Below are 16,599 nucleotides of genomic sequence, written 5' to 3' on the forward strand. Positions count from 1 at the left end.
CCCTGACACGACCCGGAAAAACCCACCCGACCGCGCAAACCGCGACCGAGAGGCGAACCCGGGCCCATCAAAGGAACCCCGGAACCACACCCCACACAGGGGGTTGGTCCCACGGGGCCAAAACAAACTTGGCACAAAGTTGAACACGCGCTGTTGAGTTCTCAAGAAGCAACCGCTCATCCGGCACAAGCCCGAACCCGCCAACCGGCCGGTTCCCCAGGCTCTTCCCAAGAGACGGAATCTCCCCGCGGACCCGAACCCCGTTCCCGGTGAAATCCCGGGGCGGGAACCGATCCGCTGTGTTATGCCTTCACGTTATCAGGACCCCCGCAAACCCACCAAATCGGCGGGGTCGGAATTCCCGACTCCCAATTCCCCGCTTTCTCGCGCAGCAGCGACGGCACAAAGATCCGATCGAATCTGCCGAGCACCGACCGCGCTCGAAGGAGCGCCGGGATTGGGATGCGGTCACGCCCACCGTGCGGTGTTCGCTGCGACCGAGAAAGACCGCCGCCTGTGTGTGCACCACAATCGGGCGCTCCATCAGGCGACCCGACCCACTATAGCCACGCCCCTCCGCAATGCCAACTCGGAGTACCGGTGACGCGGGTCACTTCGGCGACCCGCGACCGAGTCCGCGCCGGAGGTGGTCCCCGGCCGGGCCCGGCCCCCACTGCGACCCCGGCGCACTCCGGCCGGCAGGCGCGCGACCCTGGGGCGCGCAGGCATTCCCGCCGTCGGTCGGCACGCCCCGCCGGCGCCCTGCGGACGTGTCTCTCGCCACAAAGGCGCTCCATCGGTCGCGTGTTCCATACGAGAGCATTATCTTTCTAGGAAAGTAATCCTACGTCGCAGTCCCCCGGAGGGAACCATGAGCGAGCCCGTGAAGCTGAGCATCGTCTACTACTCCTCCACCGGTACCGGGTACACCATCGCCCGCGAGATCGAGGAGACGGCTCAGAAGGAGGGCGCCGAGGTCCGGCTGCGCAAGGTGGCCGAGCTCGCCCCCGCTGAGGCGATCGCGAGCAACCCGGCCTGGGCCGCCAACGCCGAGGCCACCAAGGACGTCGCCGAGGCCGTGCCCGACGACGTCGTCTGGGCGGACGCCGTCATCTTCGGCTCGCCGACCCGCTACGGCAACATCACCTCGCAGCTCAAGCAGTTCATCGACCAGCTCGGGCCGCAGTGGCAGCAGGGCCTGCTCGCCGACAAGGTCTACAGCGGCTTCACCTCCACGGCCACCCTGCACGGCGGCCAGGAGTCGACCCTGCTGGCGCTGTCGAACACCTTCTACCACTTCGGCGGGATCATCGTGCCCCCCGGCTACACCGACGCCAGCAAGTTCGCCGACGGCAACCCCTACGGCACCTCCCACGTCGACGCCCAGGGCAACACCCCCGTCGACGAGGTGACGCGCACGGCCGCGCAGGTGCAGGCCCGGCGCGTGGTCCGCGTCGCCGCCGACCTCAAGGCCGGCCGGACGGCCGCCTGAGGCGCGCCTGAGCGCGCAGGAGCGCACGACGCCTCCGCAGAGGGGGCCGCACCCGCGGCCTCCTCTTTTTCGTGTCCGGGTTCCGGCCGCCGCGGGCTCCAGGCTCCGCCGGCGCTACTGCGGCCCGGCGGCCTCCCAGTTCACGCGCAGGGCCGCCTCCGAGCCCGCCATCCACAGCGCGAAGGCGAGGTAACCGGCCTCGAAGGCGACCAGATCGCCGTCCCAGCGCGCCGGGGATTCGCGGTGCCGGGAACGCAGCAGGAGGACGCCCGCGGCGAGGTTGATGCCGGCCCATACGCCGTTGGCCACGGGACCCGAATCCCGGCCGGCCAGCGGGGTGAGGTGGCGCCGCCCGCTCGCGGCGGTGGCGAGGTGCGGGGCGCTGTTGGCGATCAGCAGTCCGGCGGCGAAGGAGCGGAGTCGTCTGCGCGTCATGACGCACCAGGCTAGGCCGGGCCCGGGGATCGCGCCATGCCCGGATGCGGACATGTCGACAGGCCGATTCGGCGGCACAGGGACATGGAGACAGGACCGCACGGGGATAGGGGCTGCGGCCGGGGCCCGGCGGCGGATCTCCGCGGGGTTGGGAGCGCTCCCGGAACGGAGTTCCGCCGCCGGACTACTGGGTGGTCCCGCGCTGCACCGCTAGCTCGCGGAGCAGGTGAGCTCCGGGACCGGGTTGGTGCCGCTGTACGTGCCCTGCAGCCCGAAGGACGTGCTCTGCCCGGCCGACAGCGTGCCGTTGTATGCGACGTTGGTCGCCGTCACCTGCGAACCGCTGGAGCTGACCTCGGCGTTCCAGGCGCTGCTGACGCTCTGGCCGTCGGCGTAGGTCCAGGTGACCTCCCAGCCGTCCACGCCCTCCTGGGCGGTGACGGTGACCTGGGCGACGAAGCCGCTACCCCACTCGTTCTGGACCGTGTAGTCGGCCGTGCATCCGTCACCGGTGGTCGGCGGTTCGGTGGGGTCCGGGTCCGGCGGCTCCGTGGGGTCGGGATCCGGCTCGGTCCCGCCGTCGTAGACGCCGGCGGTCTCGGCCGTGGCGACGATCCCGTCGGGCCCGTTGAACAGTCGCTCGCCCCAGGAGGTCAGGCTGCTGGGGTCGAAGTCGTTCGTCAGGTCCAGGTAGTCGACGCCGCCGCTGTTGCCGCTGTAGGACCAGCCCAGGTAGCCCACGCCGAGCTGCTCGGCGGTGGCCATGATCGCGTCCTCGTCGGGGTTGCCGTCGCTGTGGTCGTGGCCGAACTCGCCGACGACGATGGGCAGCCCGTTGTCGACGTAGTAACCCAGGTAGTCCTGGATCCGCGACGCCTGCTCGTAGACCCCGTACATGTGGATGTCGAACAGGACGTTGCGGTCCGGGTCGCTCTCGAACACCTGCGCGGCGTTGTCGCGCATGGTGTTGGTCCAGTCCTGGCCCCAGTTGGGGGCGTCGACCATCAGGGTGTGCTCATAGCCCGCAGCGCGCAGGCGCTCGATGGCCGCGGAGGTGTCGGCCGCCCAGCTCTCATAGCCCTGGTTGCCGTAGGGCTCGTTGCCGATGTTGAGGATCGTGTAAGCCTCCTGGCCCTCCAGCGCGCTTTGGATGTCGATCCAGTAGTCCACCGCCTGGTCCAGGCTGGAGGCCGCGCTCTCCTCGCCGTAGCCGGTGGTGTCGTGCACCTCCAGCACGCAGATGAGCCGGTGCTCCTTGCACTCGCTGATGACGCCGGCGACGTCGGCCGCGTCGTTGCGCGTCCATCGGACGCCGTTGCTCAGCACGACGCGGACCGCGTTGGCGCCCAGCGAGGCGATCTCGCCGAACGACTCGGTCTCGCCGGTGAACCAGGAATGCGGATGGTTGACGCCGCGCATGACGAACGCCTTGCCGCTGGCGTCGACGAGGCGGCCGTTCTGGATGTGGAACCCGGTCTCGGCGCTTGCGGGCTGGATCGCGAGGAGGGACAGGACGAGGGTGAATACCGCCGAGGCGGCTAAGGCGAGGCGTGTTCGCATGTTGTTCCCCAAGGTGGATGTCGTCTCGGGTCGTGGACCCGGAACGTGCGGACGTACCGGCCGGCCGGACGGCTTCCCCCTGTTGCGCCCTCGCAACTATAAGCGACGTGACTTACTTAACTCAACTGTCTAAGTAAGATCCTTCCGCGCGATGTGACCGCCTCCTCGCTCTCGGCGCATGTCCGCGGGCGCGCCCCGCAAGCGCCCGCGGCACTACCGGCGACGACTTCGGAAGGGGCCGCTATCCCCCTGCCGAGGGCGGCGGGTCGGCTTCGACCGGCGCGCCGCCCCGCTCCATCCGCCACCACCGGGTGATCCCGATATCGGCGAGGAAGGCGGTGTCGTGCCCCGCCACGATCAGCGCGCCCCGGTAGGCGGCCAGCGCCTCGGTCAGCCGGCCGACGCTGTCCAGGTCGAGGTTGTTGGTCGGCTCGTCGAGCAGGAGCAGCTGCGGCGGCGGGTCGGCCAGCAGCAGGCAGGCCAGCGTGACGCGGAACCGCTCCCCGCCCGAGAGGACCCCGGCCGCGTCCGAGAGCCTGTCGCCGCGGACGAGGAACCGGGCGAGGTCGGCCCGCACCCGCTGCGGCGCGGCCGAGGGCGCGGCGGCACGCACGTTGTCGAGCACGCTCAGCGAGTCGTCGAGGATGTCCAGGCGCTGGGGCAGGTAGCCGACGCGATCGGCGACGCGCGCGACCGTCACCGCCGGGTGCGCCCCCGAGCCGGTGATCGCCCGCAGCAGGGTGGTCTTGCCCGTACCGTTGTCGCCGGTCAGCGCGATGCGCTCGGGGCCGCGCACATAGCTGCGGCCGTGCGGCCCGTCCAGCTCCAGCATGGTGCGGCCGGCGGGCACGGCGGTCTCGGGCAGCCGGATGCGGATGCGGTCGTCGTCGCGCACCGCGGCCTCGGATTCGGCCAGCGCCTGCTCGGCCTCCTCCACTTTGCCCGCGTGCATGATGTGGTGCTTGGCCGCGGAGACCTGGGCATCACCCCGGCGCTGGTTCATCACGACCTTGGGCTCGCGCTTGATCGCGTTCATCTTGCGGCCGTAGCGCGCCCGGCGGTCGAGCTTGGTCTGCGCCTCGATGAGCTGGCGCCGCTCCCGGCGGACGCCGGCCGCGGCGGTGCGGACGGCGCGCTGGGCGGCCTCCTGCTCGGCGGCGAGCTGCTCGGTGTAGGCGGAGTAGTTCCCGCCCCAGATGCGGATACGGCCTTCGCGCAGTTCGGCGATGCGGTCGACCCGCTCCAGCAGCTCCCTGTCGTGGGTGACGACGACGAGCACTCCGCGCCAGGTCTCGACGGCCTCGTACAGCAGGGCGCGGGCCCTGGCGTCGAGGTTGTTGGTGGGCTCGTCCAGGAGGGTGACGGCGGGCCGGCGCAGGATGAGCCCGGCGAGCCCGGTGAGGACCGCTTCCCCGCCGGACAGGGACGCGACCGTGCGGTCCAGCGGATCGTCGCCCAGCACGATGCCGAACCGCTCCAGCTCGGCGGCCGCACGCTCCTCGATGTCCCAGTCGTCGCCGACGGCGGCGAAGTTGTCCTCGGAGGCGTCGCCGGACTCGATCGCGCGCAGGGCGGTGCGGACGGGGGCGATGCCCAGGAGCTCGGCGACGCTCTGGCCGGTGTCGAGGGTGACGCGCTGTTCGAGGCAGCCGATGTCGCCGTCCACCCGGACGCTGCCCGACGCGGGGGTGAGCCGCCCCGTGATGAGTTTGAGCAGGGTCGACTTGCCGGAGCCGTTCAGGCCGATCAGCCCGGTGCGGCCGGTGTCGAAGGCGGCGTTCAGCCCCGAGAAGACAGGGGTGCCGTCGGGCCAGTCGAAGGCGAGTTCGGAGCAGACGATGGAGTGGGGCATGGGACCTCCCGGCGCGGAGCCGACGGAACGGGCAGGATGGGCGCGGTTCCGTTGGTGATGCGCATCGGGAAGGGTGCCTCCGTGTGGTCGGGAACGTCCGCAGCGGGCGTCGCACCCGCGGGAACGAGATTCCCATCCGGCCGGCCGGCGGCGCAAAGGGTTTTTCCGGCCCCGTGCCGGGCCTGCTCCGCCCGGGCCGCCGCGGCAGACGAAGCGGCCGCGCCGGTGGGCAGGGCCGGCGCGGCCGCGGTTGCGGTCAGGCCCTTTCGCCGGGGCCGAACGGGGTCAGTTGCGCAGGCCGTAGCCCATGCGGAACAGGGGCTTCTGGCCGTCGCCGCGGTTGATGGGCTCCTGGTCGACCGAGGACGGCCAGGTCACCGGGAGGCGTCCCCGGAAGGGCTCGTGGCCGAAGAGGACGTCGGTCATGCCCGCGCCCTCGGTGCCCGGCAGCCAGGAGGCGACGAACGCGTCGGCCGTCTTGAGCTCCTCGTCGATGATCATCGGGCGGCCCGAGACCAGCATGGCGACGCACACGTCGGTCTTGGCGCAGATGTCGTTGAGCTGCTCGGTGTCGGCCCGGCTCAGCTGGAGGTCGCCGTCGTCGCCGAAGCCCTCGGCGTAGGGTGTCTCGCCGCCGACCCAGAGGCCGATGTCGCCGGAGAAGTCCTGGCCGGTGTCGGTGCCGACGAAGCGGACGTCGGTGCCGGTGCCCTCGGTCTCCTCCTGGAGGGCCTCCCAGAAGGTGGTGCCTTCGGTGGTGTCGCCGCTGCCGCCCTGCCAGGTGATCGACCAGCCGCCCATCTGGTAGCCGAGGTTGTCGGCGGTCTTGCCGCCCACCACGATGTCCTTGCCGGAGTCGGCGGACAGCGGGAGCACGCCCTCGTTCTTCAGCAGCACCTGCGACCGGGCGACCGCCTCGCGGGCGACCTCGCGGTGCTCGGGCGCACCCACGTCGTCGGTGTAGGAGCGGTCGGTGAACGGTTTCTCGAACAGCTCCATCTCGAACTTGAGGTCGAGGATGCGGCGGACCGCGTCGTCGATGCGCTCCTGGCTGATGCGCCCGGCGCGCACCTCGCTGACGATGGCCTCGATGTTCTGCTCGTAGTCATCGGGGACCATGATCATGTCGACGCCCGCGTTGATCGACTTGCGCACCTTCTCGGCGTAGGAGTCGCCCTCGACCTGGCGCACGCCGCCCCAGTCGGAGACGACCACGCCCTCGAAGCCGAGTTCGCCCTTGAGCACGTCGGTGACGAGGTACTCGTGCTGGTGCATCTTCAGCCCGTTCCAGCTGCTGAAGGAGGCCATCACCGTGGCGGCGTCGGCGCGGACCGCCGCGCGGTAGGGCGGCAGGTGGATCTTGCGCAGCTCCTTCTCGCTCATCCGGGCGTCGCCCTGGTCGATCCGGTAGCCGCTGTCGCCGGTGCCCCAGGTGGTGCCGCCGTCGGCGACGTAGTGCTTGGCGGTCGCCGCGACGGTCTCGTGGCCGAGGTCGCGGCCTTGGAGGCCCTGGATCGACGCGTAGCCCAGGCGCTTGACGAGCTGCGGGACCTCGCCGAAGCCTTCGTAGGTGCGCCCCCAGCGGTCGTCGCGGGGCACGGTCACCGCGGGCGAGAAGTTCCAGTCGATGCCGGTGCCCAGGACCTCCTCGCGGGTGATCTTCTGGATGCGGTGCACAAGCCCGGGGTCGCGGGTGGCGCCCAGACCGATGTTGTGCGGGAAGATCGTCGCGCCGACGACGTTGTTGTGGCCGTGGACCGCGTCGACGCCGTAGATCAGCGGGATGCCCAGTCGGCTCCGCAGGGCCGCGCGCTGGTACTCGTCGTACATGTCGGCCCATTCCTCGGCGGTGCCGCCGGCTTCGCCGCCCGGACCGGCTCCGCCGCCGGAGAGCAGGGAGCCGATGCCGTACTCGGCGATGGCGTCCTTGTTCTCCATGACGTTGAGGTGGTTCACCTGCGTCATCTGGCCCGCCTTCTCCTCGAGGGTCATCTGCGCGAGGCAGTCCTCGGTGGAGTCGCATCGGGGGGCCGCGGCCGCGGTCGGGGCCGCGGCCACCATGAGCGGCAGCAGCAGTGCGCCTGCGGCCAGCGAACACGCCGCGGCGAACGATCGGGATCTATGCGCGCTCTTCGCGCGGGGACCTGCCATATTCGACCTCCTGACTGTGCGCCTCGCGGCGCTCGGAAAACCCGGCGGCCCCACCCCCGGCACGCGCCCCGACGGGCGTTTCAGCTCAGTCCTCGGCGTCGTCGCCGCACCACTCTAACTGGAAATAAAGTTGCCGTAAATAACGCTCCGTGTGAACGCAAAAGCGCCGTGTGCCCGGGCCGCCGCATAGCTGCGCAGCATGGTCCTTCTGCGCTGCGCGGGCATCGCGGCGCACAGGCGGCTGCCGGGATTTTGCCCGGCGCTGACCCCGGCTAGCCCGAGCCGCCGGGCTTCGCTCACGCGCGAGAAGGCACGCGGCGGGGGTGTCCCGGCTCCGCTCCGGGGCGGCCGGCTCAGGCGTCGTAGTCGACGGCGACCTCGGTGGTGACCGGGTAGGACTGGCACGTCAGCACGAACCCCTCCGCCACCTCGGCGTCCTCCAGCGCGAAGTTGCGCCGCATCTCGACCTCGCCTGCGGTGACCTTGGCGCGGCAGGTGCCGCACACTCCTCCGCGGCAGGCGAACGGCAGGTCCGCGCGCACCGCCTGGGCGGCGTCGAGCACGCTCGCGCCGGCGGGCATCGGCGCGCCGGTGCTGCGGCCGTCGAGCACGAACGCGAGGCTGCCGGCCTCCTGCGCCGTGCCCGCGGCCTCGGCGCGGCGCGGCGGCGGAGGCGGCGCGTCGACGTGGAACAGCTCTCGGTGCACCCGATCGGCGGGCATGCCGAGCTCGGCCAGCACCGCCCGCGCGCCCTCGGTCATCGCGAAGGGACCGCACAGCCACACGTGGTCGGTTCCGCGCAGGTTGACGAGGGCCTCCAGCACCCGCCGCAGCCGATCGGGGTCCAGCCGCCCGGAGAGCAGTTCGGCGTCGCGGGGCTCGCGGGAGAGCACGTGGAGGAGTTGGAAGCGGTCGGGGAAGCGGTTCTTCAGGTCGGCGAGCTCCTCGGCGAACATGGCGGTGCGCGAGGTGCGGTTGCCGTAGATCAGGGACACCTCGGCGGCGGGGTGGGCCGCCAGCAGCGACGCCGCGATCGAGAGCAGCGGCGTGATGCCCGATCCGGCGGCGATGAGCAGGTGGCGCCCGTCCTGGCCGGGCTCGGCGCGGAACGAGCCCGAGGGCGTGGCCACCTCGACCTCGTGGCCGGGGGCGACCTCCCGCAGCAGCCAGCCGGAGAACAGCCCGCCGGGCACCTCGCGCACGCCGATGCGCAGCGGCCCGCCCGCGGGGGAGCAGACCGAGTAGGTGCGCCGGTGCTCGCGCCCGCCGATCCGGCGGCGCAGGGTCACGGACTGCCCCGGCCGGAAGGCGTAGTCGGCGGCCAGCTCGGGCGGGACCTCGAACGTGACCGCGGCCGCGTCCGGGCACAAAGGCTCGACGGTGGCGACGCGCAGCGTGTGGAAGGCCGGGGCCGTGCGCCGCCGCGGCTCGGTGGAGGTGGCGGTCACCTCAGATCTCCTTCATGTGCTCGAAGGGCTCCGCGCACGAGGTGCAGCGGTAGAGCGCTTTGCAGGCGGTGGATCCGAACTCCGAGGTGAGCTCGGCGGTGTGGGAACCGCAGCGGGGGCAGTGCGCCTCGCGCCGACGCGGGGTCAGCGACAGCGGCATCGGGCCGTCACTTCGGGGCGCGGGGCCGGGGGGAGAGACGCCGTGCTCGGCGAGCAGGCGTCGGCCGCGCTCGGTGATCATGTCGGTGCTCCACGGCGGGTACAGCACCGTGCGCACCTCGACGCGGGCGAACCCGGCGGCGCGCAGGGCGCTGTCGAGGTCGGCGCGGATGGCGCCGATCGCCGGGCAGCCGGAGTAGGTGGGGGTGATGGCGACGACGGCGCCGCCCTCGCCGTCGGCCTCGACCTCGCGCAGCACGCCCAGGTCGGCCAGGGTCAGCATGGGCAGTTCGGGGTCGGTGACCGCCGCGGCGGCCTGCCGGGCGCGCCGCCTGGCGTCCGCGGTCCCGTCGGGTTCCGCCGCGGTCCCGCTGCGCTCGGCGTTCACCACGTCCCCCTCGGGTGCTCGCGGGCCAGCGACTGCATCTCGGCGAGCAGCGCGGCCAGGGCCGGGGTGTGCTCACCCGCGCGCCCGCGGACCCGCGTGGGCGCGGCAAGGTCGGGCCGGGGGAGATCGGCGGCCGCCAGCACCTCCTCCAGCACCTCCTCGCAGGCGGGCCGCACCTCCTCCGGCGATACGCCGGCCTTGGCGCCGGCCATCCGCAGCTCCACGGGGTCGGCGGCGAACAGCTCGGCGGCGTGCGGCCACACGGCCTCGGCGCCGGCCCGGGTCCGCCTGCGGGACTCGGCGGTGCCGCGGGCCAGGGTCACCGTCCACCGTGCGGCGTAGTCGCGGTGGTAGGCGACCTCGGCCACGCCCTTGGCGGCGACGGCGGCCAGCACCGGATCCGCGGAGGCGCGCAGCCGCTCCAGCAGGGCCAGCCGCCATACGGAGAACAGCAGCAGCCGCAGCGACGACTGCGCGAAGTCGCCGTTGGGGATCTCGGCGAGCGCGACGTTGCGGAATCCGCCGGGGTCGCGGAACAAGGCGAGGGCGTCCTCGGCGGGAACGGGGGAGTCGGGCGGGAGTTCGGGGACGCTGCGGGGGTCGGCCGCTGCGGCGCGGGCCAGCAGCAGCCGCGCCTGGCCCAGCAGGTCCAGGGAGATGTTGGCGAGTGCGACGTCCTCCTCCAGCTCGGGCGCGCGGCTGCACCACTCGGCCAGGCGCTGGGCCAGTACGAGGGCGTCGTCGCCCAGCATCAGGCAGTAGGCGGCGAGGTCGGTGCGGTCCAGGCCCGCGGGCACGGTGGTGTCGACGCCGGCCAGCGGGTCGTCGAATCCGGCGCCGAATGCCCACTGGGAGGCGTCGCCGTCGACGTCGACGAGTCCGGCGTAGACCGACTCCTCGTTCGGCTCGGCGGCGGGGGAGCGGGTCATGGCGGCCTCACATGTGCGGGACGTCGTCGGGGACGGTGTAGAAGGTGGGGTGGCGGTAGACCTTGTCGCCGCTGGGGGCGAACATGGGGTCCTTCTCGTCCGGGCTGGTGGCGGTGATCAGCGCGGAACGCACCACCCACACGCTCACCCCTTCGTTGCGGCGGGTGTAGACGTCGCGGGCGCGGCGCAGCGCCATCTGGTCGTCGGCGGCGTGCAGGGAGCCGACGTGCACGTGGTTGAGCCCGCGCTTGCCGCGCACGAACACCTCGTAAAGCGGCCAGTCGGCGGCGCCGGGGGTCTCGGTGTCCATCAGCCTCGCCCTCCTCGGGTCGCGGCGGCCGGGGCGCCGGCCGGGTTGCGGGCGGCGAAGGCGGCCGCGGCCTCGCGCACCCAGGCGCCGTCCTCGTGGGCGCGGCGGCGGTGGGCGATGCGCTCGGCGTTGCAGGGCCCGTCGCCCTTGATGACGCGGGCGAACTCGTCCCAGTCGGGCTCGCCGAAGTCGTGGTGGCCGCGCTCGGGGTTCCAGGCGAGCCGGGGATCGGGCAGGGTCACGCCGAGCGCGTCGGCCTGGGGAACCGTCATGTCGACAAAGCGCTGCCGCAGCTCGTCGTTGGTGTGGCGCTTGATGCCCCAGCGCATGGACTGCGCGGTGTTGGGGGAGTCGGCGTCGGGCGGGCCGAACATCATCAGCGAGGGCCACCACCAGCGGTCGACGGAGTCCTGCACCATGGCGCGCTGCTCTCGGGTGCCGCGCATCATCGTCATCAGCAGTTCGTAGCCCTGGCGCTGGTGGAAGGACTCCTCCTTGCAGATGCGGATCATCGCCCGGCTGTAGGGCCCGTAGGAGCTGCGGCACAGCGGCACCTGGTTGCAGATGGCCGCGCCGTCGACCAGCCAGCCGATGGTGCCCACGTCGGCGTAGCTCGGCGTGGGGTAGTTGAAGATCGAGGAGTACTTCTGCGCACCGGTGATCAGCCGGCGGGTCAGGTCGGCGCGGTCGACGCCCAGCGTCTCGACCGCCGAGTACAGGTAGAGGCCGTGCCCGGCCTCGTCCTGCACCTTGGCGAGCAGGATGGCCTTGCGGCGCAGCGACGGCGCGCGGGAGATCCAGGCGCCCTCGGGCTGCATGCCGATGATCTCGGAGTGCGCGTGCTGGGCGATCTGGCGGATGAGGGTCTTGCGGTAGCCCTCGGGCATCCAGTCGCGCGGCTCGACGCGGTCCTGGCGTGCGATGACCGCGTCGAACTCGGCGTTGAGCCGCTCCTCGTCCACCGCTGCGGGTGCCGTCATGGCTGCTCCAACCTCGCTGCACCGGTCCATTTACTGACCGAACGGTCTGTAATAGTCTGCCACCACGCAGGCCGAGGGCGCAATGGAGAGGACCCAGCCGTGACCGCACTACTGGAGAGCTACGCGCAGGGCGCCTGGTACCGCGCATCCGACGAGGGGCGGCCGCTGGCCGACGCGGCCACCGGCGAGACCGTCGCCCGCCTGTCCAGCACCGGGCTGGACGTGCCCGGCATGATCGACTACGGGCGGCGCGTGGGCGGGCCCGCGCTGCGCTCGCTCACCTTCCACGAGCGCGCGGCGATCCTCAAGAGCCTGGCCAAACACCTGAACGGGCTCACCGACGAGTTCCACGCGCTCTCGCACCGCACCGGCGCCACCCGGCGCGACAACGCCTTCGACGTCGACGGCGGCATCGGCACGCTCTTCAGCTACGCGAGCAAGGGCGCCCGCGAACTGCCCAACGACACGGTGCTGCCCGACGGCCCCACCGAGCGGCTCGGCCGCGGCGGCACCTTCGTCGGCCAGCACGTCTACACCTCCCGGCCGGGCGTCGCCGTGCAGATCAACGCCTTCAACTTCCCGGTGTGGGGGATGCTGGAGAAGTTCGCCCCGGCCTTCCTCGCCGGCGTGCCCAGCATCGTCAAGCCCGCGAGCCAGACCGCCTACCTCACCGAACTGGTGGTGCGGCGCATCGTGGAGTCGGGGCTGCTGCCCGAGGGCGCCCTCCAGCTGCTCGCCGGCGGCCCCGCCGGCCTGCTCGAACACCTCGGCCCGCAGGACACCGTCGCCTTCACCGGCTCCGCCGAGACCGGGGCCAAGCTGCGCGCCCACCCTGCGGTGGTGCACGGCGGCGTGCGGCTGGGCGTCGAGGCCGACTCGCTCAACTGCTCGATCCTGGGACCCGACGTCTCTCCCGGCGACCCGGAGTTCGCGCTCTTCGCCGACCAGCTCGTCACGGAGATGACCGTCAAGGCCGGCCAGAAGTGCACGGCCATCCGGCGCGCGATCGTGCCCCGGCACCTGGCCGACGAGGTGATCGGGGCGGTCGGCGAGCGGCTGGAGCGCGTCGTGGTGGGCGACCCCGCAGATCCTCAGGTCACCATGGGCCCGCTGGCGGGGCTGGACCAGCGCACCGAGGTGCGCAAGGCGATCGCCGCGCTGCGCGGCTCGGCTGAGGCGGTCTTCGGCGACCCCGAGCGCTGCTCCCCGGTGGGCGCCGACGCCCAGCGGGGCGCGTTCGTGCCTCCGGTGCTGCTGCGCGCCGCGGACGGTGCCGCCGAACCGCACGAGGTCGAGGCGTTCGGCCCGGTCAGCACGGTCATCGGCTACGGCACCGCGGCCGATGCCGTCGAGCTGGCCGCGCGCGGACGCGGGAGCCTGGTCGGCTCCGTGGTCACCAACGACCCCGCCGCGGCACGCGAGATCGTGCTGGGCCTGGCGCCGTGGCACGGGCGGCTGCTCGTTCTCAACCGCGACGACGCCGAGGAGTCGACCGGACACGGCTCTCCGCTGCCGATGCTGGTGCACGGCGGCCCCGGGCGCGCCGGCGGCGGCGAGGAGCTGGGCGGGGTGCGCGGCGTGCTGCACCACATGCAGCGGACTGCGGTCCAGGCCTCGCCCGACATGGCCACGGCGATCACCGGCCGCTGGACCACCGGGGCCCGGCGGCGCAGCGACGGCGCGCACCCGTTCCGCAAGAGCCTGGCCGAACTGCGCATCGGCGACACCATCGCCTCCGAGCGGCGCACGGTGACGCTGGAGGACATCGGCCACTTCGCCGAGTTCACCGGCGACACCTTCTACGCCCACACCGACCCCGAGGCGGCCGCCGCCAACCCGCTGTTCGGCGGGATCGTGGCACACGGCTACCTGGTGGTCTCCCTGGCCGCCGGCCTGTTCGTCGACCCGGCACCGGGCCCGGTCCTGGCCAACTTCGGCGTGGACAACCTGCGTTTTCTGACCCCGGTCAAGGCGGGCGACTCGATCGGCGTCACCCTGACCGCCAAGCAGATCACCCCGCGCACCAGCGCCGACTACGGCGAGGTCCGCTGGGACGCCGTCGTCGACAACGCCGACGGGCAGCCGGTGGCCACCTACGACGTGCTGACCCTGGTGGCCAAGGAGCAGCCGGAGGGCTGACCCGGTCGGCGGCCGACGTTCGGCGTGCCGACATGTCGATGTGCGGACGCGGCACCATGCCGACACGGGCCGGCTTGGCGGCGGGAACGCCATGCCGCCGGACCCACCGGCGGCGGCCGGGAGGCCGCGACCGCCGGCGGGGCTCGACGGGCGCGGCCGTGGTCGGCGGATCCCGCTGCGGGCGGGCCCGCCGACGGGGTCTACCGCACGGTCCCGCCGCCGAGGTCGAGCACGCGATCGGCGAGTGTCTCGAACATGGCCCAGTCCTCGGTGAACGGCCGCTGCAGCTCGGGTTTGCCCGCATAGCTGTCGAACAGCACCCAGTCCGCCCCCAGATCCTCGAAGGCCAGCAGGTCGTCGCGGACTCGGCGCAGCCCGCCGGCGTCGAGGCCCTCCTGAGGCAGGGCGATGCGGGGGTGCAGCGCGGGCACCGGGCGCCCTTCGCGCTCGGCCGCCGCACGCAGCATCGGCAGCCCCTCCTCGGCGAGCCACCCGGGCGTGACGTTGATCGGGTGCCAGCCGGTGCCGAACCGGACGGCGCGGACCGCGGCGGCACGGGAGTTGCCGCCCACCCAGATCGGCGGATGCGGATCCTGCAAGGGGCGCGGCCCGGTCTGGACGTCGGCGAAGGACACCGAAGGCGTGTCGATCGACGCGGTGTCGCGGGTCCACAGCTCGGTGATGGCCGCCAGGTAGTCGTCGGCGATCCGGCCCCGCTTGGCGAAGGGGACGCCCAGCGCGGCGTACTCCTGCCGCGGCCAGCTGATGCCCACTCCCAGAATGAACCGGCCGCCGCTGAAGTGGTCGATGTTGGCGGCCATGCGCGCGGTGAGCAGCGGCGACCGGTACGGCAGGATCGCCACGGTGGTGCCCAACCGCACCCGCTCGGTCCGCGCCGCCAGCCAGGCCAGCGTCGCGAACGGGTCGTAGAACGGTGCCCGGTACTGCTCGGCCACATCGGGTGTCACGGCCACGTGGTCGGAGACCATCACCGCGTGGAAACCGGCCTCCTCGGCGTTGTGCGCCCAGGCCGCCAGGGTCTCCGCTGACCCGTGCAGCCCGAAATTCAACGCGTTGACCGCGAACCTCATCGTCTACTCCCTGTCGCTTGCGGGTTTCCGTGCCAGCATCGGCCATGCCGTGCACGGCCGCCACGGCAGGTGTTGCCCGAAATCCGCGACGATGGCGGCGCGAATCGCCCGAGGGGGAGCCGGGGTGCGACTCGCGGTCGGGCCGGCGGTGCCGCACCCCGGCGCCGGTGCTACGCGCTCACGTGTGCGACCACTGCTGGTTGGCGCCGCCGGTGCACGTCCACTGGATCACACGGGTACCGTTCTCGGTCGACTCGTCGCTGACGTCGAGGCACAGGCCGCTGTGCCGGGCCACGATGCGGGAGTATCCGCCGCCGACGCTCTCGACCGACCACTGCCGGCCGGCCGAACCGTCGCAGGCGGCCTGGACCGCGACGGCGCCCGGCTCGGCGGATCCGCCCTTCACGGCCAGGCACAGGCCGCTGTGCATCGCCGTGATCCGCGAGTATCCCGAACCGGTGTCTTCGATCGACCACTGCTGGTTGCCTCCGCCGTGGCAGGTGTACTGGATGAGTTCCGCGCCCGGGGAGTCCGAGCCGTTGACCACGTCCAGGCACTTGCCGCTGTGCCGGGCGGCCAGTTCGCCGAACGCGCCGCCGAGCCCCCGCACCCGCCCCGTCGCGGTGTCGATGCTGATGCGGGAGTAGTAGTCCATCGCCAGCGTGCGGCCGCCGGAGAACTCCAGCGGCAGCCACACGTACTCCGAATCGTTGGGGATGCCGCCGTCGGCACCCGCCCAGCGGTCGCCCATGTAGAGGTAGGAGGTCGTCTGCGACCCCTCTACGGGCAGCACGAAGGTGGTCTGGCTGCCGTAGCCGGTGGAGTCGCCAAGATCGGACCAGCCGCTCCAGTCGCACTCGATGCAGTCCGCCGTGGCGTATTTCTGCTGGTTGGGGTTCCAACCGGTGGCGCCGGAGGTGACCAGGTAGTACACGCCGTCCCGCTTGAACATCGCCGGCGCCTCGCGGTGGCCGCCGGGCCAGGGGTTGGCGACCAGCTCCTCGACCTCGGTGAAGTCCGGACTCAGCCGGTAGATGTGCAGGTCGTAGTTGTCTCGCGCGGCGGAGATCATGTAGCCGGTGCCGTCGTCGTCGACGAAGGCGGTGATGTCGCGGGACATGTGGCCCAGCGGCCGGAAGCTGCCGAGCCACCGGTAGTCGCCGTCGACGGTGTCGGATACGGCGACGGCCGCCCGCGCCTGGCTGTAGTCGCGGCCGTTCTCCTTGTGCATCCACATGACGTACTGGTCGGTGCGGGGGTTGTAGACGACCTTGGGGCGCTCGATGTTGGATGTCTGCAGCTCGGGATCGGACTGCCGGGTCAGGACGTGGTTGCGGAACTCCCAGTTCTTCAGGTCCGTGGAGCGGTAGGCGGAGACATAAGAGAACCGGCTGTCGTCGCCGCGGTTCTCGCCGAACCAGTAGTAGTAGTCGCCCACTTCGAGGACGCCGCCGCCGTGGGCGTGCAGCGGGTTTCCCGAGGTGTCGGTGAAGCGGGTCCCGTTGGCGACGGTGACGGGTTCGGCCACGGCCGGTCGGGCCGCGGCGAGGGGTGCGAGCAGGCTGATCAGAGCCAGGACGAGCACGATCGGAAGACGTCGCATGGACACTCCTTCGCGAGGAGTAGGGGATGGTCCGGACGATCGCTGGTGAACACTGCCGGTCT

General features: G+C 72.1%; 13 protein-coding genes. 2 read left to right on the forward strand and 11 right to left on the reverse strand.

Annotation, left to right across the window (positions count from 1 at the left end; all coding sequences use genetic code 11):
- The first annotated feature begins 871 nt into the window (after positions 1-871).
- Positions 872-1,492 (forward strand): NAD(P)H:quinone oxidoreductase, encoded by a 621-nt coding sequence (gene wrbA, locus FZ103_RS08340; protein ID WP_156000125.1) that lies wholly within the window; start codon positions 872-874, stop codon positions 1,490-1,492.
- Between the two features lie 114 nt (positions 1,493-1,606).
- On the opposite strand, the gene FZ103_RS08345 is transcribed toward wrbA, so the two are convergent.
- The 9 genes from FZ103_RS08345 to paaA form a co-directional block, all read right to left on the reverse strand.
- Positions 1,607-1,927 (reverse strand): hypothetical protein, encoded by a 321-nt coding sequence (locus FZ103_RS08345; RefSeq protein WP_156000126.1) that lies wholly within the window; start codon positions 1,925-1,927, stop codon positions 1,607-1,609.
- Positions 1,928-2,137: 210 nt separating this feature from the next.
- Positions 2,138-3,487: a cellulase family glycosylhydrolase gene (locus tag FZ103_RS08350; RefSeq protein WP_156000127.1), complete on the reverse strand. Its 1,350-nt coding sequence runs from the start codon at positions 3,485-3,487 to the stop codon at positions 2,138-2,140.
- 241 nt (positions 3,488-3,728) lie between these two features.
- Positions 3,729-5,339: an ABC-F family ATP-binding cassette domain-containing protein gene (locus tag FZ103_RS08355; protein WP_156000128.1), complete on the reverse strand. Its 1,611-nt coding sequence runs from the start codon at positions 5,337-5,339 to the stop codon at positions 3,729-3,731.
- 285 nt (positions 5,340-5,624) lie between these two features.
- Positions 5,625-7,490 (reverse strand): glycoside hydrolase family 3 protein, encoded by a 1,866-nt coding sequence (locus tag FZ103_RS08360; RefSeq protein WP_222936618.1) that lies wholly within the window; start codon positions 7,488-7,490, stop codon positions 5,625-5,627.
- Between the two features lie 353 nt (positions 7,491-7,843).
- Positions 7,844-8,938, reverse strand: a complete 1,095-nt coding sequence (gene paaE, locus FZ103_RS08365; protein ID WP_186356019.1) for a 1,2-phenylacetyl-CoA epoxidase subunit PaaE — start codon at positions 8,936-8,938, stop codon at positions 7,844-7,846.
- Between the two features lies 1 nt (position 8,939).
- Positions 8,940-9,488 carry a 1,2-phenylacetyl-CoA epoxidase subunit PaaD gene (gene paaD, locus FZ103_RS08370; RefSeq protein ID WP_394350088.1) on the reverse strand — a complete coding sequence of 183 codons (549 nt, stop codon included), beginning with the start codon at positions 9,486-9,488 and terminating at the stop codon, positions 8,940-8,942.
- The gene (gene paaC, locus FZ103_RS08375; protein WP_156000129.1) at positions 9,482-10,414 is read right to left on the reverse strand and encodes a 1,2-phenylacetyl-CoA epoxidase subunit PaaC; all 933 of its coding nucleotides are present in this window, start codon (positions 10,412-10,414) and stop codon (positions 9,482-9,484) included. The genes paaD and paaC overlap by 7 nt, the downstream gene beginning before the upstream one ends.
- 7 nt (positions 10,415-10,421) lie before the next feature.
- Complete coding sequence (gene paaB / locus FZ103_RS08380; protein WP_156000130.1) at positions 10,422-10,724, reverse strand: 1,2-phenylacetyl-CoA epoxidase subunit PaaB; 303 nt, start codon at positions 10,722-10,724, stop codon at positions 10,422-10,424.
- Positions 10,724-11,704 carry a 1,2-phenylacetyl-CoA epoxidase subunit PaaA gene (gene paaA, locus FZ103_RS08385; RefSeq protein WP_156000131.1) on the reverse strand — a complete coding sequence of 327 codons (981 nt, stop codon included), beginning with the start codon at positions 11,702-11,704 and terminating at the stop codon, positions 10,724-10,726. Before paaA ends, paaB begins: the two co-directional genes overlap by 1 nt.
- A 99-nt stretch (positions 11,705-11,803) precedes the next feature.
- Between paaA and paaZ the strand changes: the two genes are divergently transcribed.
- Complete coding sequence (gene paaZ / locus FZ103_RS08390; RefSeq protein WP_186356020.1) at positions 11,804-13,843, forward strand: phenylacetic acid degradation bifunctional protein PaaZ; 2,040 nt, start codon at positions 11,804-11,806, stop codon at positions 13,841-13,843.
- A gap of 200 nt (positions 13,844-14,043) precedes the next feature.
- Here paaZ and FZ103_RS08395 read toward each other — a convergent pair whose 3' ends face one another.
- Together FZ103_RS08395 and FZ103_RS08400 are read right to left on the reverse strand one after the other, a co-directional pair.
- A complete protein-coding gene (locus FZ103_RS08395) occupies positions 14,044-14,934 on the reverse strand; it encodes a TIGR03619 family F420-dependent LLM class oxidoreductase (protein WP_156000132.1) in 891 nt (296 codons plus the stop codon).
- A gap of 178 nt (positions 14,935-15,112) precedes the next feature.
- The gene (locus tag FZ103_RS08400; protein ID WP_156000133.1) at positions 15,113-16,537 is read right to left on the reverse strand and encodes an RICIN domain-containing protein; all 1,425 of its coding nucleotides are present in this window, start codon (positions 16,535-16,537) and stop codon (positions 15,113-15,115) included.
- Positions 16,538-16,599: the final 62 nt, after the last annotated feature.

Source organism: Streptomonospora sp. PA3 (genome assembly GCF_009728995.1).
In the GTDB taxonomy this organism is placed as follows: domain Bacteria; phylum Actinomycetota; class Actinomycetes; order Streptosporangiales; family Streptosporangiaceae; genus Streptomonospora.